This window comes from Flavobacterium sp. GCM10022190 (assembly GCF_042656445.1).
Lineage (GTDB): Bacteria > Bacteroidota > Bacteroidia > Flavobacteriales > Flavobacteriaceae > Flavobacterium > Flavobacterium nitratireducens.
Genome location: NZ_JBHSOQ010000002.1, coordinates 639765 through 663768 on the forward strand (window position 1 = coordinate 639765; position 24004 = coordinate 663768).

The 24004-nt window shown below is 34.3% G+C and carries 18 protein-coding genes; 3 read left to right on the forward strand and 15 right to left on the reverse strand.

All coding sequences use genetic code 11. From position 1 onward, the window contains the following. Positions 1-225: 225 nt before the first annotated feature. The gene (clpB, locus tag ACFPTQ_RS09610) at positions 226-2835 is read right to left on the reverse strand and encodes an ATP-dependent chaperone ClpB (RefSeq protein WP_379776865.1); all 2610 of its coding nucleotides are present in this window, start codon (positions 2833-2835) and stop codon (positions 226-228) included. A gap of 150 nt (positions 2836-2985) precedes the next feature. Here clpB and ytxJ point away from each other — a divergent pair, with 150 nt between their 5' ends. Next, a complete protein-coding gene (gene ytxJ / locus ACFPTQ_RS09615; RefSeq protein ID WP_379777209.1) occupies positions 2986-3375 on the forward strand; it encodes a bacillithiol system redox-active protein YtxJ in 390 nt (129 codons plus the stop codon). A gap of 304 nt (positions 3376-3679) precedes the next feature. Here the strand turns inward: ytxJ and argH are convergent, their stop codons facing one another. The 12 genes from argH to ACFPTQ_RS09675 all read right to left on the reverse strand — a co-directional run bounded on the left by argH (position 3680) and on the right by ACFPTQ_RS09675 (position 17758). Beyond that, positions 3680-4960: an argininosuccinate lyase gene (argH, locus tag ACFPTQ_RS09620; RefSeq protein WP_379776867.1), complete on the reverse strand. Its 1281-nt coding sequence runs from the start codon at positions 4958-4960 to the stop codon at positions 3680-3682. 43 nt (positions 4961-5003) lie between these two features. Continuing rightward, complete coding sequence (locus ACFPTQ_RS09625) at positions 5004-6077, reverse strand: M20 family metallo-hydrolase (protein WP_379776869.1); 1074 nt, start codon at positions 6075-6077, stop codon at positions 5004-5006. A gap of 108 nt (positions 6078-6185) precedes the next feature. Beyond that, complete coding sequence (gene argB, locus ACFPTQ_RS09630; RefSeq protein ID WP_379776871.1) at positions 6186-6965, reverse strand: acetylglutamate kinase; 780 nt, start codon at positions 6963-6965, stop codon at positions 6186-6188. A 24-nt stretch (positions 6966-6989) separates the two neighbouring features. Then, positions 6990-7940, reverse strand: coding sequence for an N-acetylornithine carbamoyltransferase (locus tag ACFPTQ_RS09635; protein ID WP_379776874.1), 951 nt, complete (start codon positions 7938-7940; stop codon positions 6990-6992). Positions 7941-8032: 92 nt separating this feature from the next. After that, the gene (gene proB, locus ACFPTQ_RS09640; RefSeq protein ID WP_379776877.1) at positions 8033-8794 is read right to left on the reverse strand and encodes a glutamate 5-kinase; all 762 of its coding nucleotides are present in this window, start codon (positions 8792-8794) and stop codon (positions 8033-8035) included. Between the two features lie 148 nt (positions 8795-8942). Next, entirely contained in the window at positions 8943-10139 is a 1197-nt protein-coding gene (locus tag ACFPTQ_RS09645) for a glutamate-5-semialdehyde dehydrogenase (protein WP_379776880.1), read from the reverse strand. A gap of 123 nt (positions 10140-10262) precedes the next feature. Beyond that, the gene (locus ACFPTQ_RS09650) at positions 10263-11402 is read right to left on the reverse strand and encodes an aspartate aminotransferase family protein (RefSeq protein WP_379776883.1); all 1140 of its coding nucleotides are present in this window, start codon (positions 11400-11402) and stop codon (positions 10263-10265) included. Positions 11403-11527: 125 nt separating this feature from the next. After that, positions 11528-12505, reverse strand: coding sequence for an N-acetyl-gamma-glutamyl-phosphate reductase (gene argC, locus ACFPTQ_RS09655; RefSeq protein ID WP_379776886.1), 978 nt, complete (start codon positions 12503-12505; stop codon positions 11528-11530). Positions 12506-12643: 138 nt separating this feature from the next. Continuing rightward, on the reverse strand, positions 12644-13837 hold the full coding sequence (locus ACFPTQ_RS09660; RefSeq protein WP_379776889.1) for an argininosuccinate synthase: 1194 nt from the start codon (positions 13835-13837) through the stop codon (positions 12644-12646). A gap of 82 nt (positions 13838-13919) precedes the next feature. Next, complete coding sequence (locus ACFPTQ_RS09665) at positions 13920-14543, reverse strand: GNAT family N-acetyltransferase (protein WP_379776891.1); 624 nt, start codon at positions 14541-14543, stop codon at positions 13920-13922. A 423-nt stretch (positions 14544-14966) separates the two neighbouring features. Further along, positions 14967-16145 (reverse strand): hypothetical protein, encoded by a 1179-nt coding sequence (locus ACFPTQ_RS09670; protein WP_379776893.1) that lies wholly within the window; start codon positions 16143-16145, stop codon positions 14967-14969. A gap of 143 nt (positions 16146-16288) precedes the next feature. Further along, positions 16289-17758 carry an MFS transporter gene (locus ACFPTQ_RS09675; protein WP_379776896.1) on the reverse strand — a complete coding sequence of 490 codons (1470 nt, stop codon included), beginning with the start codon at positions 17756-17758 and terminating at the stop codon, positions 16289-16291. 273 nt (positions 17759-18031) lie between these two features. On the opposite strand from ACFPTQ_RS09675, the gene ACFPTQ_RS09680 reads away from it, so the two are divergent. Then, positions 18032-20056: a beta-N-acetylhexosaminidase gene (locus ACFPTQ_RS09680; protein ID WP_379776898.1), complete on the forward strand. Its 2025-nt coding sequence runs from the start codon at positions 18032-18034 to the stop codon at positions 20054-20056. A gap of 279 nt (positions 20057-20335) precedes the next feature. Here the strand turns inward: ACFPTQ_RS09680 and ACFPTQ_RS09685 are convergent, their stop codons facing one another. Together ACFPTQ_RS09685 and ACFPTQ_RS09690 are read right to left on the reverse strand one after the other, a co-directional pair. Further along, complete coding sequence (locus ACFPTQ_RS09685) at positions 20336-20932, reverse strand: hypothetical protein (protein ID WP_379776900.1); 597 nt, start codon at positions 20930-20932, stop codon at positions 20336-20338. A gap of 7 nt (positions 20933-20939) precedes the next feature. Beyond that, a complete protein-coding gene (locus ACFPTQ_RS09690; RefSeq protein ID WP_379776903.1) occupies positions 20940-22154 on the reverse strand; it encodes a DUF6438 domain-containing protein in 1215 nt (404 codons plus the stop codon). A gap of 184 nt (positions 22155-22338) precedes the next feature. Between ACFPTQ_RS09690 and ACFPTQ_RS09695 the strand changes: the two genes are divergently transcribed. Beyond that, positions 22339-23958, forward strand: a complete 1620-nt coding sequence (locus ACFPTQ_RS09695) for an ABC-F family ATP-binding cassette domain-containing protein (protein ID WP_379776905.1) — start codon at positions 22339-22341, stop codon at positions 23956-23958. Positions 23959-24004 lie beyond the last annotated feature (46 nt).

Genomic DNA, 24004 nt, shown 5'->3' on the forward strand with positions numbered 1-24004 from the left:
AGGGGAGTGGCTTATGGAAAACTTTCGTTATGCTCTTAAATAAAAAAAAACACCAATCGGTTAGGACTGGTGTTTTAGGATTTTGATATTTATGAGTCATTGCGAGCGATAGCGCGGCAATCTCACCAAGTTTTTAGCAACTGACTTTTAATAGTGAGATTAGCTAAAGCTCAATTCGTTGCACTCGGGTGCCGCGTTCCGATAGCCATCGGAACTCGCAATGACTTAGACAGCGGCTGTTTCGCTTTGGTTTCTGAAAACCAATTGACCGTCGAAGGAATCCAAAAGAATGATACTGTCGGTAGTGATTTTACCGGCTAGAATTTCTTTAGACAATTGGTTCAAAACCTCTCTTTGAATCACACGTTTTACCGGACGGGCACCAAATTGCGGATCAAATCCTTTTTCTGACAAGTAAGTAATTGCCTCTGGAGTGGCGTCCATAGTAATGCCTTGTTGTGCGAGCATTTTAGTAACGCTTTTCAATTGTAAGCCTACAATTTGAGCAATGTTAGCATTGGTCAACGGTGTAAACATCACAATTTCGTCAATACGGTTGATGAACTCTGGACGAACGGTTTGTTTCAACAAGCCTAACACTTCCGCTTTGGCAGCTTCCGTAGCGGCTTCGATGCCACCTTTTAAGTTTTCAAATTTCTCCTGAATAATCTGGCTTCCCATATTAGAAGTCATGATGATAATAGAGTTTTTAAAGTCGGCCAAACGTCCTTTGTTGTCTGTCAAACGTCCTTCATCCAATACCTGTAACAAGATATTGAAGGTATCCGGATGGGCTTTTTCAATCTCATCCAAAAGAATAACAGAATAGGGTTTTCTACGTACCGCTTCGGTTAACTGTCCACCTTCGTCATAACCTACATATCCCGGAGGTGCACCTACTAAACGGCTTACTGCATGACGTTCCTGATACTCACTCATATCGATACGGGTCATGGCATTTTCGTCGTCAAATAAATACTCAGCCAAGGCTTTTGCCAATTCGGTTTTACCCACACCGGTTGTTCCTAAGAATAAGAAGGTACCCACCGGTTTTTTCATATCCTGTAATCCGGCACGGCTACGGCGTACGGCATCACTTACGGCTTCGATGGCTTCTTCCTGACCAACCACTCTGCGGTGTAATTCTTCTTCCAGATGCAACAGTTTTTCCCTTTCGCCTTGCAGCATTTTCACTACTGGAATTCCGGTCCATTTGGCTACTACTTCGGCAATGTCCTCACGGGTTACTTCTTCTTTAATCAATGAGCTTCCGCCTGATTGGTTTTCCTGTAATTCTTTGCTAAGGTTTTCCAATTCTTGTTGGGCTTCTTTGATTTTTCCATAACGAATTTCGGCTACTTTTCCGTAGTCACCTTCACGTTCGGCACGTTCGGCTTCGTGTTTAAAATCTTCAATTTCTTTTTTAACTGCCTGAATGTTTTCTACGATATCTTTCTCCGATTTCCATTTGGCAAAAATCTTATTGCGGTCTTCTTTTAGGTTGGCCAATTCCAATCCTAAAATTTTAAGTTTGCTTTCATCATTTTCACGTTTGATCGCTTCAATCTCAATTTCAAGCTGCATCACTTTTCTATCTAACACGTCTAATTCCTCTGGTTTTGAGTTGATTTCCATACGGATTTTAGAAGCTGCCTCGTCCATTAAATCGATCGCTTTATCTGGTAAAAAACGGTTGGTTATGTAGCGTTGTGACAATTCTACAGCTGCAATAATCGCCTCGTCTTTAATTTGTACTTGATGGTGTGTTTCGTATTTTTCTTTGATACCACGCAAAATTGAAATGGCACTTTCTGTATCCGGTTCGTCAATTAGTACCTTTTGGAAACGTCTTTCAAGTGCTTTGTCTTTTTCGAAGTATTTTTGGTACTCGTCCAAAGTGGTTGCTCCAATCGCTCTTAGTTCACCACGAGCCAAAGCCGGTTTCAGAATATTTGCCGCATCCATAGCACCTTCACCACCTCCGGCACCAACTAGCGTATGAATCTCATCGATGAATAAAACAATATCACCTTCTGCAGAAGTTACTTCTTTTACCACCGATTTTAAACGTTCTTCAAACTCTCCTTTGTATTTCGCCCCTGCAATCAAAGCTCCCATATCCAGAGAGTACACAATTTTTTCTTTCAAATTTTCAGGTACGTCGCCATCTACAATACGATGCGCCAAACCTTCGGCAATAGCGGTTTTACCCACACCAGGCTCACCAACAAGCATCGGATTATTTTTGGTACGGCGAGTAAGGATTTGTAGCACACGGCGGATTTCTTCATCACGTCCGATTACAGGATCCAGTTTACCACTACGAGCCAATTCGTTAAGGTTTTTTGCGTATTTATTTAGCGAATTATAAGTTTCCTCAGCAGATGCCGAAGTTACTCTTTCGCCTTTACGCAATTCTTCGATAGCCGCTTTTAAACCTTTTTCAGTAACTCCCTGATCTTTTAAAATTTGAGATACCTTAGATTTTGAAGCGAAAATCGCCAAAATTAAATGTTCGATAGAAACATATTCATCGTTCATTTTTTGCGCAATAATTTCGGCTTCAGTCAAGGTTTTATTCGCTTCTCTCGAAAGCATAATGTCTCCTCCTGAAACTTTAGGAAAGCTTTGGATAGTGCTGTCTAAAACCTGTAAAAAGAGCGGTACATTGACGTTCAGTTTTTTCAAAATGAAAGGAGCCACATTTTCGTCTACTTCAAAAATAGCTTTGAAAATGTGCTCGTTTTCTATTTGTTGTTGGCCGAAACGTTGTGCCAATTGTTGCGAAAGCTGAATGGCTTCCTGCGATTTGATTGTAAATTTATTAATGTTCATATTGATTTATCGATTTGGTTTAAACTTATTAATTACCTTTGCGGAGGTTTGGACAAATTATATTCCATATCAAATTTACAGACAAAACGGCGGTTAAAACCTGATTTTTATCAGTTTTAAATGTCAAAAAGTCATAAAACAGGTCAAAATATGAGTTTTTTTAAAAATATCTTTGGGAGTGATGAAGCTCCAAAACAACAGGAATCCAAAATAAACTGGGAATTGCTAACGGATTTGGATCAATTGGGTGAAATTATGTTTAATTCGAATGAGAAACCAGCGGTCATTTTTAAGCACAGTACACGTTGCAGTATCAGTAGAATGGCTCTGAAACAATTCGAAAACGAATTTGCTTTACAGGATAAAGTTACGCCCTATTTTTTAGATTTATTGAACTACCGTGAAATTTCTAACGAAATAGCGAATCGTTTTCAGGTAATACATCAGTCACCACAAATTTTGGTGATTAAGGACGGTCAATCGGTTTATGATGCTTCGCATTCGGATATTGATGCGGAGACTTTGAAGGAACTTATTTAAATATTTACCGCAAAGTAAAAAAAGTTTTTCGCTAAGTTTTTTAGTCTTTTTAAGATGAAATTTTAAGGAACACAGACCTGTCTGCCGACAGGCAGGTTGAAGAAATAATAATTAATCTGCCAAAATCTGCTGAATCTGCGTGAAAAAATATAGCACGCAGATTCAGCAGATAATCGCAGATTTTTTCTTTAGTTACTTTGCGAAATCTTTAAAACCTTTGCGGTTAAAGTTATTTCGTAAATAGATAGAAACAAAGAAGCCACGAATTCAATTTCCGTGGCTTTTGTTTTTTATGTTGAATCTATTAATAAGCAGACTCCATTTTTTCTTTAATCTCATTCAGACAAAGGTTGTTGATACTTCCTTCGTGAGTATGTTTGGTTGCTTTTGGTGATTGGTAATTTCCTGCTTCGATTTGCAAGGCTACTTCTTTGTAAGCATCTCTAAAAGGAATTCCTGCTGTTACCATTTCGTTCAGAGTATCTACCGTAAACAAGTAATCGTATTTTTTATCTTCCAAAATGTTTTCTTTTACCTTGATATCCGGAATAGAGAAAATAGCAATATCCAAACAAGCTTTTAAGTTCTGAATAGCAGGGAAAACACCTTCTTTTAAAAGTTGTAAATCTCTGTGGTAGCCACTTGGTAAATTGTTAGTAATTAAAGTCAATTCGTATGGTAATGCCTGAATTTTGTTGCATTTTCCACGAATTAATTCAAATACATCCGGATTCTTTTTATGAGGCATGATGCTTGAACCTGTAGTCAAATTGGCTGGTAAACCAATAAAATCAAAATTCTGACTCATATATAAACATACATCATAAGCGAATTTTGATAGCGTACCCGCCACACTTGCCATCGCAAAAGAAACAGTTTTCTCTGATTTTCCACGACTCATTTGTGCAGCTACTGAGTTGTATTTCAATGTAGTGAAGCCCATTACCTGAGTAGTAAACGTTCTGTCAATAGGGAAGGAGCTTCCATATCCTGCAGCCGAACCTAAAGGATTTTGATCCACCACTTTTAAAGCAGCATTAAGCATGCTCATATCGTCAATTAAACTTTCTGCATAAGCTGAAAACCACATTCCGAATGAACTTGGCATTGCAATTTGTAAATGCGTATATCCTGGTAATAAAACGTTTTGGTATTTATCGGCAGAAGCCATTAATAAATCAAAAAGGGCTTTTACTTGTTGTTTCAATTGAAGTACTTCTTCTTTTAAATACAAGTTCATATCTACTAAAACTTGGTCATTTCTGGAACGGGCAGTGTGGATTTTCTTTCCGGCATCGCCTACTTTTTGAGTTAGCAAATATTCGACTTTTGAATGTACGTCTTCAAAAGAATCTTCGATAGTGAAATTTCCAGCTTTGATATCTTCCTGAATTTCAGCCAATGCGCCTAATAAATCTTCGCATTCCTGAGGGGTAATTAAACCGATTTTGGCCAGCATTTTTGCCTGAGCGATATTTCCGGTTACATCGTGTTTTGCCAAAATCAAATCCAATTCACGATCGTTTCCAACCGTAAATAAGTCGATTTGTTTATCTGTTGGTATTCCTTTTTCCCAAAGTTTCATAATTGTATTTTTTATTGAAGGGACAAGTCGTGACTTGTCCGTACTATATATTATTAAAGAAATCGCCTAGTATTTTGATGTACAATTCGATTCCTTCTTCAATTTCGTTTAAATAAATAAATTCATCAGCCGAGTGGGAACGCAAGCTGTCTCCAGGTCCTAATTTCAAAGACTTACAGTATAATACGGATTGGTCAGAAAGGGTAGGAGAGCCGTATGTGGTTCTTCCTAATGCGATTCCGGCCTTAACTAAACCGTGTGAAACAGGGATAGAAGAGGCATTTAGGTGCATTGAGCGCGGATTTACCTCGGCATTGACATTGGCTCTTACGGTTTCTAGAATTTCAGTATTGTTGTAGCAATCGTTTACACGAATGTCTACTACTAACTCACATTCTGACGGAACTACATTATGTTGTTTTCCGGCATTGATTTGGGTTACGGTCATTTTTACAGGACCTAAAACCTCAGATATTTTTTCGAATTGGTAGTTTTTGAACCACTCAATTACGGGTAATGTGTTGTAAATAGGGTTGTCCGGATTGTTGTGTGCTGCGTGACTCGCTGTTCCATTTACTTTTACATCCAGAACAAGCAAACCTTTTTCGGCTACAGCCAATTGCATTAAAGTTGGCTCACCAACAATAGCACATTCTAATTCCGGTAAATGTTTTAAAACACTGTTCAATCCATTTTTTCCACTGCTTTCTTCTTCTGCAGAAGCTACAATCACAATGTTGTATGGCAGGTTTTCGATAGCGTAAAAATGAGTGAAAGTTGCGATTAAAGAAACCAGACAACCTCCTGCATCATTGCTTCCTAAACCGTATAATTTTCCGTCTTCGACAATGGCTTTGAACGGATCTTTAGTGTATGATTTATTAGGTTTAACTGTATCGTGGTGGGAGTTTAAAAGTATAGTAGGTTTATTTTCGTCAAAATATTTATTGAATGCCCAAACATTGTTATTCTCTCTCTTGAAAGGTATTTCGTTTTGTTTAAACCAATTTTCTATTAAAAGTGCTGTTTGTTGCTCTTCACTTGAAAATGAAGGTGTTTCAATCAGATTCTTTAATAATTGAATGGCTTCTTGAGTAAGTGTTATAATGTTTTTCATTTTTTCTTTTTTTTCCGTTTGAGTACTACTCTTAGGAGGTTTTTTAGAAGTTTACTTCTAATTTTTAACGATAATCAGAATTTAATTTGAGGCTAAAAATGATTATGTTTATAATTGAATGGTTGTACAAGCTGCATCTGCTTTTTTCAACATTTGGTGATGTCCAATTTTAATTTTCTGAACGCCTTTAGATAAACTGTTGAAACAATTATCCAGTTTAGGAATCATTCCCGAATGGATAGCTCCTTCTTCTTTTAATTTGGCGTATAAAGTGGTGTCGATTTGAGCAATCACAGAAGAATCGTCTTCAGCATCGTATAAAACACCTGGTTTTTCAAAGCAGTAATTTAGGGTTACATCAAAAACTTCAGATAATCCAATCGCTAATTCGCTGGCAATAGTATCTGCATTTGTATTTAAAAGCTGACCGTTTTTATCATGTGTAATTGCGCAAAAAACAGGTGTGATTTCCAAACCTATTAATTTTTGCAATAAAGGTGTGTTAATCTTTTTTACATCACCTACAAATCCGTAATCGATGGTAGGATGATTTCTTTTTTCAGAAAGGATTAAATTTCCGTCAGCACCTGTAAAACCAATGGCATTTGTGTTGTTAGCCTGTAATTCGGCTACCACATTTTTATTGATTTGACCTGCATAAATCATAACAGCAATGTCCAGCATAGGAGCATCGGTAATACGGCGTCCATCAACCATTTTTGGTGTTAAGCCTACGCTTTGCGCCATTTTAGTTGCTGATTTTCCACCGCCATGAACTAACACTTTAGCGCCTTCTATTTTAGAGAAATCGGAAAGGAATTGTGTTAATTCTGTTGGATTATCGATAATGTTTCCACCTATTTTTATTACTGAAAGTTGTTGTTTCATCTTTTAGGGTACTGAGTTACAAACTTACTTAGAAATTGTTTTTAATATTTTTTTCAAAACTAATTGTGCAGAATACGTTCTGTTATTTGCTTGTTCAATAACAATTGAATTTTCGCTGTCAATTACTTCGTCGGCTACAATTACATTACGTCTTACAGGTAAACAGTGCATGAATTTAGCATTGTTCGTTAAAGCCATTTTCTCAGCAGTTACTGTCCAATTTGGGTCGGTATTCGTAATTTTTCCGTAATCATTATAGTTACTCCAGTTTTTAGCATAAATGAAATCGGCATTTTCAAAGGCTTTATTTTGGTCGTATTCTATTTTAGAATCTTTGGTAATTTCCGGATTTAATTCGTATCCCTCTGGGTGAGTAATAACAAAATCAGCGTCTTGTTTTTGCATCATTTCTACAAATGAATTGGCAACAGCCTGTGGCAAAGCTCTAGGATGTGGCGCCCAGGTTAACACCACTTTGGGTCTATGTGGTGTTTTATATTCTTCCATTGTAATGGCATCTGCCAATGATTGTAAAGGGTGTCCTGTACAACCTTCCATATTTACAATAGGCACTGTAGCATGTCTTAAGAAACCGGCCAAAACAGTTTCGGCATTGTCTTTCTCTTTATCTACTAAACCTGCAAAAGCCCTAATTGCAATGATATCGCAATATTGAGAAATTACTTCGGCTGCTTCTTTGATATGTTCTGAAGCACCTTGGTTCATAATTGCACCATCCTCAAATTCAAGCGTCCATCCTTCATTAGTAAAATTCATTACCATCACATTCATGCCTAAATTCAAAGCTGCTTTTTGAGTGCTCAAACGCGTCCTTAAACTAGGATTAAAAAACAACATTCCTAAGGTTTTGTTTTTTCCTAATTTCCTGTGCTTTAATGGATTCTTCTTAATTTTAAGAGCTTCTTTTACCCACTCAGACAAGTTGTCGATGTTTTGAATTGAAATGTAATTCATATTTATATGTTTTTGAACGCTGATTAAACGAATTTGCTAAGCAAATAACGCTGATTCATACGAGTTTATAATTCTATTAATTACTTTAAAAATTATACAATTTTTGTGAATGCTATAGTATTTGCAATTGCATTTAGTATAAAATTGTCATTAAGGCCATTTACTACCCAAGTTTCAATATTGGCGCTTTTTGCAATAGCTGCTGCTTCAATCTTAGATTGCATTCCACCTGTTCCATGTGAGGATTTAGAATCACCAATTTCTTTTTCCAAATCTTTCAAATCATCAACTGATGTGATGGTTTCAGGAATTCCTTTTAACATGGATTCTTTAGTGTAAAAACCATCGGTGTTAGTCGCAATGATTAAAATATCAACTTTCAATAAAACGGCTGTCAAAGCAGCTAATTTATCGTTATCTCCAAATTTAATCTCATCGGTAGCAACAGTGTCGTTTTCATTGATGATAGGAATGTAATTGTTTTTAACCAATACATTGATGGTGTTGACAATGTTTTTCTTGGTTTGTTCCTTTTCGAAATCCGAATACGAAAGTAAACATTGTGAGGTGTTTAAGCCTAAATCCTTAAAATTTTCATTGTAGATACGCATCAAATGGGGTTGACCAATAGAAGCCAAAGCTTGTTTGACAAAAACATCTTTATCGTTGTTGTCTAATTTAACAAACTGTTTGGCTGCAGCAATTGCACCCGAACTCACAATGATAAATTCATATTTATCATTTAGAGAAGCGATTTGCATACCAATATCCTCAATCTTTCCTCTGGAAATATGATTGGTTTCTTTGGTTAATGTATTACTTCCTATTTTTAATAAAATTCTTTTCTTTCCCATGGTTTAACCGCGAAGGTTTTTTTTAACCGCAAAGAGCGATAAGTTTTCGCAAAGAGCACTAAGCTGTATTTGTTTTTTACCGCAAATTCGCAAATTATTTTATTTAATAGCTACTGTCTAAAATCTAAATTCTGAAATCTGCCTTTTGCTACCTAATCTGTCCTTCACCGTAAATATACCATTTATTGGTTACCAAATGTTGTAAACCAATTGGTCCGCGTTGGTGTAATTTATCGGTACTAATCGCTAACTCTCCACCTAAACCAAATTGTCCACCGTCTGTGAATCGAGTAGAGGCATTGTGATATACAGAAGAAGCATCAATGTTTTCCATGAACTCCTGAGCAATGGCTTTTTCTTCGGTAATAATGGAAGCCGAATGTCCTCCACAATATTTGTTGATTTTTTCAATCGCTTCGTTATTTGAATTTACGGTTCCAATAACAATTTTGTAATCTAAAAATTCTTCGTACCAAATCAAATCGTTTTCTATAGCAGGAACATTCGTCGCTTTTGCAACAGCTTCATCTCCTAAAATAGTAACATTATAGCTTTTTAATTTAGCCACTAATTCATTTGCGAAAGCCTCCCAATCTGCTAAATTAACATCAATTAATACTTTATCTAAAGCGTTGCAAACTGATATGTTTGAGATCTTTCCGTTAATAATAATAGCCATAGCTTTTTCTAAATCAGCATTGGCATTGATGTATAAAAAGTTATTTCCACGACCACTTACAATTACTGGACAGCTGGCGTGTTTTTTGGTAAATTCAATCAGTTTTTCCCCACCACGAGGTACAATCAAATCGACTTTTTGTGATGGTTTTTCTAAGAAAGCCTGAGTTTGTGCTCTGTCATAATTCAAATATTCCACCCAGTCAGTACTTACTCCGTTTTCTTCCAAAGCCTGATGCCAAAGGCTCACAATCTTTAGATTCGAAAGCAAAGATTCTTTACCACCTTTCAATAAAATTTTATTTCCTGATTTAAAGGCAATTCCACCCGCTTCCACAGTTACATCAGGACGTGATTCATAAATAATTAAGATAGTTCCAAAAGCAGCTGTTTTATTGCTGATTCTCATACCATTGTCATGAGTGAATTCGTAACGAATTTGACCAACAGGATCTTCCTGACTTGCTAGTTGTTGTACGGAAAGTATCATTCCGTCTACCTTAGCGTCATCAACGAGTAAACGTTTCTCCATAGCCAGATCTTCACCATTATAATTGGCTAAATCTTGCTGATTGATGGCTTTTAAAGCTTCTCTTTCTTGTTCTAAAAGAGCCGCCATTCTTGTCAATACAGCGTTTCTTTTTTCTATGGATAATAATGTGCTCATTTTTTATATTTTTTGTTTGGGCGTGTCCCTTCGGGTCGGGCTATTCGCTTCAATCTTTTTTTATTTCCGCTACGCTACAATTAAAAAAAGGATTTTCGCTGCTATCCCTCACGCAAACGAATTTTAGTTTTTCAATTCAGCTAAAGATTCCTGTAACGCTTTGATGAATGTATCGATAGCATCAGTCGTAATCGTTAGCGGAGGAAGGATTCTCAATAAGTTTTTATTGTTAGCTCCTCCTGAAAAGATATGTTTTTCAATAATCATTTTCTTTCTCAAGACACTCACGTCGAAGTCAAATTCAACTCCAAGCATTAATCCTCTTCCTTTTACCTGTTTGATTTCTGGAATTACTTTAATCGCTTCAAAGAAATATTCTGATACTTTGTTTGTGTTTTCGATTAGTTTTTTGTCTTCCATCACATCTAATACTGCAATTCCTGCGGCACAAGCCAAATGACTTCCTCCAAAAGTAGTTCCTAATAATCCGTAACTCGCTTGGAATTTAGGAGAAATCAAAACCCCTCCAATCGGGAAACCGTTCCCCATCCCTTTAGCAGTAGTTACGATATCCGGATGGATTCCATGGTGCTGGTGAGCAAAGAATTTTCCACTTCTTCCATATCCTGATTGTACTTCGTCTATAATCAAAACTACTTCATTTGCGTGACAAGCTTTTTCTAAAGCTTGGAAGAATTCGGTTGTTCCTTGGTCTAATCCACCAACTCCTTGAATTGGTTCGATAATCACCGCACAAACATCTCCTTTTTGTAATTCTGCTTCTACCAATTCAATTTGGTTCAAAGGAAGGAAAGTAACCACCTGTTGCGCATTTAACGGAGCCACAATTTTCTTGTTGTCAGTTACTGCAACAGCAGCAGAAGTTCTTCCGTGGAACGAATTATCAAAAGCAATTACTCTTGATTTTCCATTGTGGAAAGAAGCTAATTTTAATGCATTTTCATTTGCTTCAGCTCCAGAACTACATAAGAATAAGCTAAAATCAGTTAAACCGGATGCTTTTCCTAATTTCTCTGCTAATTCTACTTGTAATGGATTTTGAATCGCATTCGAGTAAAAACTCAAATTATCCAATTGTGCTTTTACTTTAGCCACATAATCTGGTTGGGTGTGACCAATTGAAATAACTCCGTGTCCAGAGTATAAATCTAAATATTCTGTTCCTTTTTCGTCGTAAATAATACAATCAATTGCTTTTACAGGCGTAATAGGATATAATGGGTAAACGTCAAATAAGTTCATTTTCTTTATTATTTAAAGATTTAAAAATTTAATGATTTAAAGATTCCAAGTTTGTATTGAATTTTGAAATTGATATAAGAGTGAAATTTTTTTTCAATCTTTAAATTCTTCAATTTTTCAATTTCTTAGAATCCACATGGTTTTAGGTGTAATCCTGTAGTTTCTTCCAATCCAAACATTAAATTCATGTTTTGAACGGCCTGACCAGAGGCACCTTTTAATAAATTATCAATAGTTGATGTAATTAAAACCCGGTTTCCTTTTTTCATTAAACTAATGATACATTTGTTAGTTTGTACTACCTGTTTCATATTGATGTTGGTAGTTGTCACAGTTACAAATGGCTGATCGGTGTAGAAAGCTTCGTATTTAGCAACTAAATTTTCTAAACTCTCTTCTGATTTTGTATATAAGGTTGCAAAAATTCCTCTTGGGAAATCTCCTCTGTTTGGGATGAAAATTAATTCATCATTAAAAGAAGCCTGCAATTGTTTGATACTTTGATTAATCTCACCCAAATGTTGGTGTTCAAATGCTTTATAGTGAGAGAAGTTGTTGTTTCTCCAGCTAAAGTGAGAAGTAGCAGCCAATCCTACACCGGCACCTGTACTTCCTGTTGTTGCATTGATGTGAACATCTTCAGTTAAAGCACCCTCAGCAGCCAATGGTAATAAAGCCAATTGGATAGCAGTTGCAAAACAACCAGGATTGGCAATATAACTTGTAGCTTTGATAGCTTCTTTGTTTAATTCAGGTAAGCCGTAAACAAATGATTTTCCGTCGAAATCTTTATCTTTTGTTAAACGGAAATCATTACCTAAATCGATAATTTTTGTGTTATTAGAGAATTTGTTGTTCTCTAAAAACGCAATTGATTTTCCGTGACCTAAACACAAGAATAATACATCTACATCAGGATTGATGGTGTCTGTAAAGTTCATTTCAATATCTCCCAAAATATCCTGGTGAGCGATTGATAATGGTTTTCCTGCATTGGTTGTACTGTAAACAAAATCTAATTGGGCATCCGGGTGAAACATCAGGATTCTGATTAATTCTCCTGCTGTGTAACCTGAACCACCTATTATTCCAACTTTAATCATAGTTTCTATATTATTTTAGTCTGAACAAGTCAGACTGAATTAAATGAACCATTAAGAAATTAAGAAACATTAAGCTTAATGAAACTTAATTTCTTAATGGTTGAAATTTTGTTTTAGCGATTCTTATTAAAGAAAGGCTTATTCGTAAGTCTCTTTATTTACCGAAGAGAAAATGTTTTGAGCGTTACCTAAGATTTTGATAAATCCTTTAGCATCTTCAGATGTCCAGGCATTGTTCATTTCTCCGTATTGACCGAAACCAGTGTTCATCAAGTCGTTTTCAGATTCGATACCATCTAAAGAGAAGTGGTAAGGTTTCAAAGAAACAAATACTTTTCCGTTTACTGTTTTTTGAGTGTCTTTCAAGAAAGTCTCGATGTTTCTCATTACAGGATCCAAGAATTGGCCTTCGTGGAATAACATTCCGTACCAGTTACCCAATTGCTCTTTCCAGTATTGTTGCCATTTACCTAAAGTGTGTTTCTCTAATAAATGGTGCGCTTTGATGATGATTAGCGGCGCAGCAGCTTCAAAACCAACTCTTCCTTTGATTCCTATGATAGTATCACCTACGTGAATGTCTCTACCGATAGCATAAGCGTTAGCCAATTTCTCCAAAGCAACGATATTATTTGATGGTTTGTCAGCAACTCCATTAATAGCTACTAATTCCCCTTTTTTGAATTCTAAAGTTACTTTCTCTTCACCTTCTTTTTGTAATTGAGAAGGGTAAGCTTCGCTAGGAAGCGGATCTTTTGAAGTTAAAGTTTCTTTTCCTCCAACAGAAGTTCCCCAAAGCCCTTTGTTGATAGAATATTGTGCTTTTTCCCAAGAATAGTGTACTCCGTTTTTGATTAAGTAATCTACTTCTTCTTGTCTTGATAATTTCAAGTCACGGATAGGAGTGATGATTTCGATTTCCGGCGCAATCGTTTGGAAAATTAAGTCAAAACGAATTTGGTCGTTTCCAGCCCCTGTACTTCCGTGAGCAATAGCACTTGCACCAACTGATTTAGCATATTTAATAGCCTCAATCGCCTGAAAAACGCGCTCAGCACTTACTGATAGTGGGTAGGTGTTGTTCTTTAAAACATTACCGTAGATTAAATATTTAATCGCTTTGTCGTAATATTTGTCAAGAATAGTAAGATTAGCGTGTTGAGCGCTTCCTAATTCGTAAGCTCTCTTTTCGATGGCAGCTAATTCTTCTTCATCAAAACCTCCTGTATTAATTAATACGGTGTGAACTTCATATCCTTTTTCATTTTTTAAATATTTAAGGCAATATGAGGTGTCTAGACCTCCACTATAAGCTAATACAACTTTTTTCATTTTTCTCGATCTATGGGCTGTTAACTGCTCTTTATATAGAACTTAGCGTCCAGCTGATTATATAATTAAATTTTATTCGTTATTATTTGTTCTCTAAAAAGAGTGCCTGTTTAATTTTTTTCAGGCGATTCCAAATTCTCACATTGAATGGATGTTTTGGTGGGTCTTTTGGTTTTTCGGCAGGATCGTAAAGCATTCCTGTACACAAACACATTTTATAATCTTTACTCTTTAAGATTTCATAATTGGTGCAGGTTTTACAACCAGACCAAAAAGTAGGGTCACTCGTTAATTCAGAAAAAGGAACCGGTTTGTATCCTAACTCCGAATTAATTTTCATAACCGCTAAACCTGTTGTGATTCCAAATACTTTTGCACCTGGATATTTTTTTAAAGAATAATCAAAGACAAAACTTTTAATTTTCTTAGCTAAACCAAGATTTCTAAAATCAGGATGTACAATCAAACCTGAATGAGCAACAAATTGTCCGTGTTGCCAACTTTCTATATAGCAAAAACCAGCAAAATCACCATTTTTATCCAAAGCGATAACGGCATCCCTATTGGTCATTTTCTTTTGGATATATTCGGGAGTTCTTTTAGCAATTCCGGTTCCTCTCAATTTGGCAGAAGATTCTATAGTATCACAGATAATTTCTGCATACTTAAAATGTTCTTCTTGAGCTATAAGGATAGAAATATTCATTTCAAAAGATGAATTTTAGATTAAAAAAAGTGAAAAAATTATAATTCGATATTGAACCTTTTTTGAAATTGTCTGCAAAATTAACATAATAATGCCAACTTGAAATATTGTGACAGAATAAAATGTTTAAAATTTTGTTTTTTGGATATATTAATCCAACGGATAACGGCTGTAATTTCAATTTTGGACAAATAAAAAATAATGAATAAATAGACAAAAAAGCGTTTAGATACTATATAAGTATCCGTACTTCGGGCGAAGCGATAGCTTTGTCTATCCGTGACAATGTGGTGATATGTACACTTTTGTAATTCATTGATGCAAAAATACACTTATTTTTCAATTTGAACAGGCTTTTATAATTTATTTTAATATTTGATTTGTTTTTGTAACTATTTGAATAGTAAACAAATACGCTTTTAATTACAATTTGTTTTTCATCAAAATGCCTTTCAGTTTTACTTTTAAATCTTCTCCTGTGTTATAAACCATTTGTTCGTTGCTAGGAAAAGGAAGTAATTTTCTTGAAAAATAAGGATAGTATGACTCATCTGTAGCTCTTTTATCACCGTTGTAGGTTGAGTAATCATTTTTGAAAATAAATTCAGAAGCGATAGGGAACGAGTGTAAGAGTTGTTTGTTTTTAAAATCGAGATAATCCACATTTGCCGTAATTTGGCACGCTTTAAATTGGTTGAACTCTTTAATTCGAATGACAATTGTTTTCAAATTATCTACTTTAATAGCCTTTCCTAAGCTATCTTTTACAATTCTACCATTTTTATCCAGCAGGTCTTTTACACCATCTTTAATTTGTTTTTCCTTAACGAATTCTTTTTCTTTGATTTGTTCTGGACTGATGTTTATTGTTCTAAAATCAACAACAATTTGGTAATCATATTTAACTTGTTTTTGAATCGTTTTATGATAAACGGTCCAAATATCATTGAGACCTAAAGTGTTAAAATCTAATAAATCAGCTTGCAAATCCGAAGGGATAATCATATTCGTTTGATTACGTAAAACCACAGATACATAATGTTTTCCTTTACTTAAAGCCTCTTCCTGAAGTTGAAGTGTGTTTTGATAATTTGGGTTAATTTGGTTCAAATACACTAAATCATCATAGGCTTTTCTTATATCCATTTTGTTTGACGACTTTAGTAAAGCCAAACTATTTGCATATAAAAATTTAGACAAGGCATTTTTGCTGTCTACAATTTGTTTGTTGTAATTATCAAAAGTGAATTTTGCATTTCTCCCTTCTTTGATTAATTGTAATGGAAGCAACGGTTTGATTTTTTCCTGACGATTATTTAATTGCAAGTAAGTGTTGTAAATACGTTCCAAATTAGCCGTATTTTTATCTTGTTCTAATAAATTCAAGTTGTTTAAATCTCTTTCGGTCGCTTTAAAAAAAGCTTCTTCCAGGAGATATACATAATCCTGGTTTCCTTTCTTGTCTTTATTAGCACGCAAATTAGCAATGGCATTGTCTATAGCTTCATCATAATTCCCAGAAGTCAATAAATTTCTAGTTTGTTTTATACCACAAGAAAAGAATAATAAAAAAGTAAAAAGTAGAAGTAATAGTTTTTTCATTTTCAAAAATTTAGAACAAATATATTTTTTTTAAAATTAAATTATCCAAATACATGTCGATTTGATTCAAGATTGTATCTAAAACAACAAAGCCGTCAAAATTTGTTTAATTTGACGGCTTTACGGTTGTTTTTTTACTAATTTTAATGTCCTCCTCCTTCAGATTCCACATGAGCTATACCTTGTTTTTTTAGAATTTTAGGGCAATAAAAACCGTAAAATGCCAAATAAGCAAAACCTAAAAGCGGTATAATATATGAAAAGTGGGTCCAAGAAATTCCAAAAATTCCTTCTGGACTACTTAAGTCAAAATCACAAATTTTACCTTGAATTAATGGAATAACACCTCCACCTAGAATCATCATGATTAAGAAAGAGGAAGCTTTACCTGTGTTTTTTCCTAAACCAGCAATGGCTAAGTCAAAAATAGAAGGCCACATAATAGACAAGAATAATCCACCTGAGATAAAGAAGAATTTAGCGATTTCTTTATCCGGAAATACAAGTCCTAATAACATCATTGCTAAACCAGAGATTCCATATAACATAAGTGTTTTTCCGGCATTTTTACCTCCAAGAAAACTCATAAAAATGAATAATAATATCCAAATAGGGTAGATGTAAAATGCAGAAACATCATGTTTTGCAAAAACATTAGTACCTATAATTACTCCGAAAGCGATAGTAGGAACAATGAATTTTAAAAGTAAATTTACCGTTTTAGAAGTGTTAAAAACATTCACTCCTCCGTTCCAACGACCAATCATTAAACTTCCCCAATACAACGCAATAAATGGAGGGATGGCTTCCTCTAAAATATTTCCAAATTCAGCTGTTTTTAATAGAGCTGGAAGATTACTAATGATAGAAACTTCAGTACCTACATAAATAAAAATAGCTAACATTCCCAAGTATAATTGTGGGTAATCAAGTATTGTGAAGTTTTTATGTCCGTGCTCAATAACAGCTTCTTCTTCCTTAACAGGATCTTCAATTTTAGAAAAAAGCATAAAAAGAGCCACAATTATAAAAGCGCATCCTAAGATGATAAATGGTAGTTTGATATCTTCTAATGAAAGTGAAGTGTTTTTGCTGTCTCCCATTCCAAATAATGCAATTCCTAACAAAATAGCACCAATTGTGGTTCCGAATGAGTTAACTCCTCCAGCTAATGTTAAACGATGAGCTCCAGTTACAGGGCTTCCCATCTTGATAGCTAGTGGATTAGCTACAATTTGTTGGATAGAAAATCCTAAACCAACTGTGAAAAGGGCAGCTAAGAAAAATCCAAAACTTTCCATTGTGGCAGCTGGAACAAATAAGAAAGATCCAACAGCTGATAGTACTAATCCTCCTGCTAATGTTTTTTTGTAGCCAAATTTTTGCAATACATCTGATTTCAAAGAAATTAGAAAAAAGATAATAGAACCCACAAAATAAGCCGCATAAAATGCCCAGGCTACTAGTTGTGATTGGACTTGTGATAGGGTAAATACTTTTTTAAATACAGGGATCAAAATGTCGTTTGCAGATCCTACAAATCCCCAGAAGAAAAAAACGGTTACAAGGGAGATGAATTGTCCCCATTTGGTTTGTAAATTTTCAGAATTCATAATTTTTTAGTTGTTTTTTTAAGGTGTGTTTTTTTTTATATCGGGTAAAAGTATTTTTTAAAATTTGAATAAAAAAATATTATGTAGTTAAAATCGGTTTTTTTGAACGATAAATACAGGGTATTGTTCAAAATGGAATATTTTTGTTAAATTTATCCATATCCGACCTCTTTTTTGATTTTTATAAAATTCAAAAATTACTGTTTTTACGGACTAATAAAACGTTTAACTAAAAAAGTTTAAACAGCTAATTTTCTTAAAAATTTTTACAGTATGAAATATGTTATTTTGTCTTTGTTTACCTATGTCATGGTTCAAGCTCAAATCAAGAAAGAGGATTTGAATTTGATGCCTTGGCCACAATCTGTTTCATTGTCGAATGCTTCGTTTGTTTTAAATAAGAATTTCAGTATTAATTGTAAGGCTGAAGCCAATTCAAGAGTGTTTAAAGCGGCTACCCAATTTTTGAGAAATTTAGACGAAAGAACAGGTTTGTTTTTTAATCAAGGTTTTGTTACTTCAACAGACGCATTACCTCAAGCGGATTTGCAAATCAATTGTAGTCGAACAGGTAAAATGGTTTTAAATGAAGACGAAAGCTATCATTTAAAAGTGACATCAACTAAGATTGAAATTACGGCAACTACCGATTTAGGTGCATTGCATGCTTTAGCTACTTTGTCGCAACTACTTCAAAATAATGGAACTCAATTTTATTTTCCTGGAGTTGAAATTGATGACAAACCCAGATTTGCCTGGCGTGGTTTGATGATTGATGCTTCCCGTCATTTTCAGCCCGTCGATGTGATTAAGCGCAATTTGGACGGGATGGCAGCCATGAAAATGAATGTTTTTCACTGGCATTTAGTAGATGATCAAGGCTGGAGAATAGAATTGAAAAACCTACCTAAATTGACAGCATTGGGTTCAGATGGGCAATATTACACCCAAGAGGAGATCAAAAATATTGTAAAATATGCCGATGAAAAAGGGATAATGGTGATTCCGGAAATCGATGTTCCCGGTCACGCTTCGGCTTTATTATCGGTTTTTCCAGAAATTGGAAGTCAAACCACTTCCAAATATGCAATATCGAGAAAATCAGGTATTCACGATGCGGCACTCGATCCAACGAATCCTAAAACCTATCAAATGCTGGAAGCTATTTTTGACGAAGTTTGTCCGTTGTTTCCAAGTACTTATTTTCATATAGGTGGTGACGAAAATAATGGAAAGGAATGGAATGCTAATGCTAAAATTCAGGAGTTTAAGAAAAAGAACAAACTGGAATCGAATCATGATTTGCAAACGTATTTCAATATGAAATTGGTTCCGATGCTCAAAAAGCATGGCAAACAATTGATGGGATGGGAGGAAATCATGACGCCAGACATGTCTAAAGAAGCTATTATTCATGCTTGGCGCGGAGTCAATGAAGGTTTACAGCCGGGAGCTTCTCTTGCTGCAGCGGCCAAAAATGGTTATAAAACTGTGCTATCAAATGGGTATTATATTGATTTGATGTTGTCTGTTGATTCCCATTATCTAAATGACCCAATGCCTAAAAATGTGACTTTTACTGATGAAGAAAAAGCTCGAATTCTGGGTGGAGAGGCTACTATGTGGAGTGAACTGGTTACACCACTGACTATTGATTCCCGTATTTGGCCAAGAACAGCCGCAATTGCAGAGCGTTTATGGTCGAATGAAAATGTTAGGGATTTGGAAGATATGCGCCGAAGATTACGTAAAATTTCTTTTTATTTAGAGAAAATAGGTTTGACCCATATTCGAAACAAAGAAGTGATTTTGCGTAATATTTCTAATAACCAAGGTATTAAAGCGCTGAATGATTTTAGTAATATTTGTGAACCGTATAAAATTTACAAACGAAATGGAGGCGGGAAGAAGTATTTCATGTATTCGCCTTTGACCTTATTTGCTGATGCCTGTGCTGCCGATGCTCCAGATGCGTATGAGTTTAACAAAATGGTTAATCGATACCTAACGGACAAAGATGATTCATCAAAAACGGAGATTGTTTATTATTTAAATCAATGGATTAATATGGATGTCGAACTGAATGTGTTTAGTAAAAATGCACCTTTGATTCAGCCGCTATTGCCTTTGTCAGAGCATTTAAGTGCTGTTGCTAAAGAATTATTGAAAGGATTTGAACAAAATCAAACTTCTAATAAAACGGTATTAAATAGTTTGCTAGCAGAAATCAATGCTCGCAATAATGCCGATGTGGAACTGGCAATTTATGATAGTTTAAAGAAATTAGCAGAATTGTAAAATAACCATTTTGTAAAACAAAAACTCGTTTGTCTTATTGTGGATAAACGAGGTTTTTTTTGTTTGATGAGATAGTGATATTAATTGCTTATTCATTTTATTAATTTTGATGAGATTCCTCCTTCGTCGGAATGACAAACTAGGTGTTAAAAAAGGAATGTTATTTACCTAATATACTTCCGCAATCTTGTCATTCCAACGAAGGAGGAATCTCATTTAGTAATTCGACAAAGTTGCTCATCGTTGCAAATATGGAAAAGATTTCCACTTTATCGTTTTTTATTTTAAATTTAGTTTTTCAATTAGCCCTTCTTTTTTTAATTCATTCAAAAAGTTTTCTGGAGACTTTTTGTTGTCAATAGAAGCAAATTCTGTCTCGTCTCCAATCTTTTTAAAACAGTTGTTTTTACTACAATTTAATTTAGTCCAAACAGTTTTAAAAGCTTTGCATTTTTCAATTTTATATAAAAATTTTGGTTGCGTATTAATTGTATCTGTTTCGCTTTCCCAATTGTATTCTTTTTGGATAACAGTAGAATTGAATTTTAAATTTACGGTATCATTTTCTATTTTATATTTGCCACTATAATAAGTGTCTGTGTCCAAGCAGTAATCAACGCAAATAAAAATTTCATTATCCAAAAACAAATAATTACTGCTACAGCAATCACATTCTCCAAAGGATTTGCAATTTTTTGAATCAAATTCAGGAGCTAAAAGATAAAGTTGGTTGGATAGAGAAACAATTTTAGAATTTCCTTGCTTATTGATTTCTGATTTATCTATTTTATTGAAATTATCTTCTTTTTTGACTTGATTGCAACTTGTAACAAGAAATATCAAAAATAAAAGTGTTATTCTAATGCTTTTTTTCAATGTTGTTTTATTTGAAGTTGATTTCTTTAAAATTACGTTCTATAAAATTATACCCCAAATTGTAAGTTTCAGGTTCTTTGCCTTTAAATTCAAATTTAAAAAATTGTCCGTCTGTTGTTATTGAACTTATTTCATATTTATGTTGTCTGGCTTCATTTGGATCAGGTCCCCAATAAGTGTAATTTCCATTAAAAATCACCTTATATTTTGATTTAAAATTTCCATTTGTTTGTTTTGATTTTTTTAACTCAGTCCATAAATAGAAACTTTCTGATTTTTCAAGATATAAATTCAAATCACCTTTTTTAAAAGAAAAATAATTAAGTTTAGGATAAAAAGGTTCATCAAAGGGTAATCTTTTTAGATGAATTTTTTTGTGCATTTTCGAAATTGCAATATAAGCCCATATTAATTCCTTAGTACCTGCCATTCCATAATCATGAATTGTTTTAATAATTTTTCCGCTTTTTACAAATGTTGTTGTTAAAGATTGGTCGTCAGTATGGTTGACTGAGTAAGAGTCTTTGAGATTTAGAGGGTTTGCACATCTGAATTTATTAAAAATATAATTTTTTGTTTTGTGGTTAATTTTACCAGAATAAAATCCAAGAGGAGTTGTATATCCTTCTCCTTGGAATAATATATTTCCTTCTTTAGTAATTGAAATATCAATTATAGGGCATGAGCCATAACATCCTGAACTTGAGAAAATTATTTGGTCGAAATTAATCGATTTGTCAAGGTTGTAATTAAGCTTTTTGAAAAGAACGAAGGTTGTATCGTCAATTGCTAATTTCAAAGTGTCATTTTTTCTACTGACAAATTTCCATTTGAATTCCCACTGACCATTTGAGAGGCTTTTTATATAGATGCTATCATTATTTATTTTGTATGAAGTGCTATTACCTAGATATTGCATTTTATATCTCCCTTTTTTGTCTAGACTATCTTTAAAAAAACCTAAATATGACTCAATACTGTCATTTGAAAATTTCATTCCTTGAGGTATTGTAAAAAGTGGTGGTAGTACTATATGACCATTAATTATTTCTCTTTTTTTTGGAATAATTATCATTCCCCAATCGCCTTTTATGTTTTTAATAACCTCTTTATTTTTTTTAATTTCTGTGATATAATTGCAACCAAAATAAATGATTACTATAAGTAAAAGAATACTAATAGGGATATTCTTTTTAAATTTAAAAGTAAATTTTTTAACCATTTTATTTTGAAGATTTATAATTTGATTGATTATAAGTAAATTTATTTAATTCCAAATATATCAAATATTCCTACAAATAACATCAATACTTTTCAACAATCCACTGTTTTGAATTCCTTTTATAAGAATGCTAATAAGAAGCTTATTTTTTGTACTTTTGCGGCAAATTTTATAAAAGATATTCATGTTAACAGTAAATAATTTATCAGTTCAGTTTGGCAAGCGAATTTTATTCGACGAAGTAAATACTACATTCACTCACGGTAATATCTATGGTGTCATCGGTGCTAATGGTGCTGGAAAATCTACTTTTCTTAAAATAATATCTGGCGATATGGACCCAACTTCGGGACATGTGCAGCTAGAGCCAGGAAAACGTATGTCGGTTTTGAACCAAAACCACAACATGTTTGACGAACATACCGTTCTTGAAACGGTTATTATGGGGAACAAAGTTCTGTATGCCGTAAAGAAAGAAATGGACGAATTGTATCTGGATTATAATGATGCAAATGCAGACCGAATTGGAGAATTGCAAGTGCAATTTGAAGAAATGAACGGTTGGAATGCTGATTCGGATGCCGCTTCGTTATTGTCTAACTTAGGTATTGGCGAAGAGTACCATTATACCTTAATGTCGGATATGGAAGGAAAGATGAAAGTACGTGTGCTTTTGGCACAAGCGCTTTTTGGAAATCCTGACGTATTGATTATGGATGAGCCTACCAATGACTTGGATTTTGAAACGATCTCTTGGTTAGAGAATTTCTTAGCGAATTATGAAAATACAGTAATCGTTGTTTCTCACGACCGTCACTTTTTGGACGCAGTTTGTACACACATTTCGGATATTGATTTTGGTAAAATCAATCACTATTCTGGAAACTATACGTTTTGGTATGAGTCTAGTCAATTAGCAGCAAAACAAAGAGCACAACAAAACAAGAAAGCAGAAGAGAAGAAACAAGAATTGGAAGAATTTATTCGTCGTTTCTCTGCTAACGTGGCGAAATCTAAACAAGCGACTTCTCGTAAAAAAATGATTTCGAAACTGAATATTGCCGAAATCAAACCATCAAGCCGTCGTTATCCTGCGATTATTTTTGACCAAGATCGTGAGGCTGGAGATCAAATTTTAAATGTAGAGAATTTAAGTGCTTCGATTGATGGAGAGCTTTTATTTAAAGATGTAGATTTGAATATGGCAAAAGGCGATAAAATCGTTTTATTCTCTAAAGATTCTCGTGCTACAACTGCTTTCTACGAAATCTTAAATGGTAATCAGAAAGCCGATTCTGGAACTTTTGATTGGGGAGTAACTACTAATCAAGCGTATTTACCAGCTGAGAACCATGAATTCTTTAAAAACGATTTGACTTTAGTAGACTGGTTACGTCAATATGCAAAAACAGAAGAAGAGCGTGACGAAGTGTTTATTAGAGGATTTTTAGGGAAAATGATTTTCTCAGGAGAAGAAGCCTTAAAGAAAAGTAATGTATTATCAGGAGGGGAAAAAGTACGTTGTATGATTTCAAGAATGATGATGGAGCGTGCCAATGTTTTAATGCTTGATGAACCAACAAACCACTTGGATTTGGAATCGATTACAGCTTTCAATAACTCTTTGAAAAACTTCAAAGGTTCGGTTATTTTTACTACACATGACCACGAGTTTGCACAAACGGTAGGTAATAGAGTAGTGGAGTTGACTCCAAATGGAGTTATTGACCGTTATATGACTTTTGATGAGTATTTGGATGATGAAAAAATCCAAGAACAAAGAAAGAAAATGTATAATTTGTAATTAGATTGAAAGTTATAAAAAAAGGCAGTTTCATCATTTTGAAACT

What these genes read in the sequence shown, in the direction of transcription:
- clpB (WP_379776865.1), bottom strand. Translation starts at nt 2,835, where the DNA reads ATGAACATTAATAAATTTACAATCAAATCGCAGGAAGCCATTCAGCTT.
- ytxJ (WP_379777209.1), top strand. Translation starts at nt 2,986, where the DNA reads ATGAGTTTTTTTAAAAATATCTTTGGGAGTGATGAAGCTCCAAAACAA.
- argH (WP_379776867.1), bottom strand. Translation starts at nt 4,960, where the DNA reads ATGAAACTTTGGGAAAAAGGAATACCAACAGATAAACAAATCGACTTA.
- ACFPTQ_RS09625 (WP_379776869.1), bottom strand. Translation starts at nt 6,077, where the DNA reads ATGAAAAACATTATAACACTTACTCAAGAAGCCATTCAATTATTAAAG.
- argB (WP_379776871.1), bottom strand. Translation starts at nt 6,965, where the DNA reads ATGAAACAACAACTTTCAGTAATAAAAATAGGTGGAAACATTATCGAT.
- ACFPTQ_RS09635 (WP_379776874.1), bottom strand. Translation starts at nt 7,940, where the DNA reads ATGAATTACATTTCAATTCAAAACATCGACAACTTGTCTGAGTGGGTA.
- proB (WP_379776877.1), bottom strand. Translation starts at nt 8,794, where the DNA reads ATGGGAAAGAAAAGAATTTTATTAAAAATAGGAAGTAATACATTAACC.
- ACFPTQ_RS09645 (WP_379776880.1), bottom strand. Translation starts at nt 10,139, where the DNA reads ATGAGCACATTATTATCCATAGAAAAAAGAAACGCTGTATTGACAAGA.
- ACFPTQ_RS09650 (WP_379776883.1), bottom strand. Translation starts at nt 11,402, where the DNA reads ATGAACTTATTTGACGTTTACCCATTATATCCTATTACGCCTGTAAAA.
- argC (WP_379776886.1), bottom strand. Translation starts at nt 12,505, where the DNA reads ATGATTAAAGTTGGAATAATAGGTGGTTCAGGTTACACAGCAGGAGAA.
- ACFPTQ_RS09660 (WP_379776889.1), bottom strand. Translation starts at nt 13,837, where the DNA reads ATGAAAAAAGTTGTATTAGCTTATAGTGGAGGTCTAGACACCTCATAT.
- ACFPTQ_RS09665 (WP_379776891.1), bottom strand. Translation starts at nt 14,543, where the DNA reads ATGAATATTTCTATCCTTATAGCTCAAGAAGAACATTTTAAGTATGCA.
- ACFPTQ_RS09670 (WP_379776893.1), bottom strand. Translation starts at nt 16,145, where the DNA reads ATGAAAAAACTATTACTTCTACTTTTTACTTTTTTATTATTCTTTTCT.
- ACFPTQ_RS09675 (WP_379776896.1), bottom strand. Translation starts at nt 17,758, where the DNA reads ATGAATTCTGAAAATTTACAAACCAAATGGGGACAATTCATCTCCCTT.
- ACFPTQ_RS09680 (WP_379776898.1), top strand. Translation starts at nt 18,032, where the DNA reads ATGAAATATGTTATTTTGTCTTTGTTTACCTATGTCATGGTTCAAGCT.
- ACFPTQ_RS09690 (WP_379776903.1), bottom strand. Translation starts at nt 22,154, where the DNA reads ATGGTTAAAAAATTTACTTTTAAATTTAAAAAGAATATCCCTATTAGT.
- ACFPTQ_RS09695 (WP_379776905.1), top strand. Translation starts at nt 22,339, where the DNA reads ATGTTAACAGTAAATAATTTATCAGTTCAGTTTGGCAAGCGAATTTTA.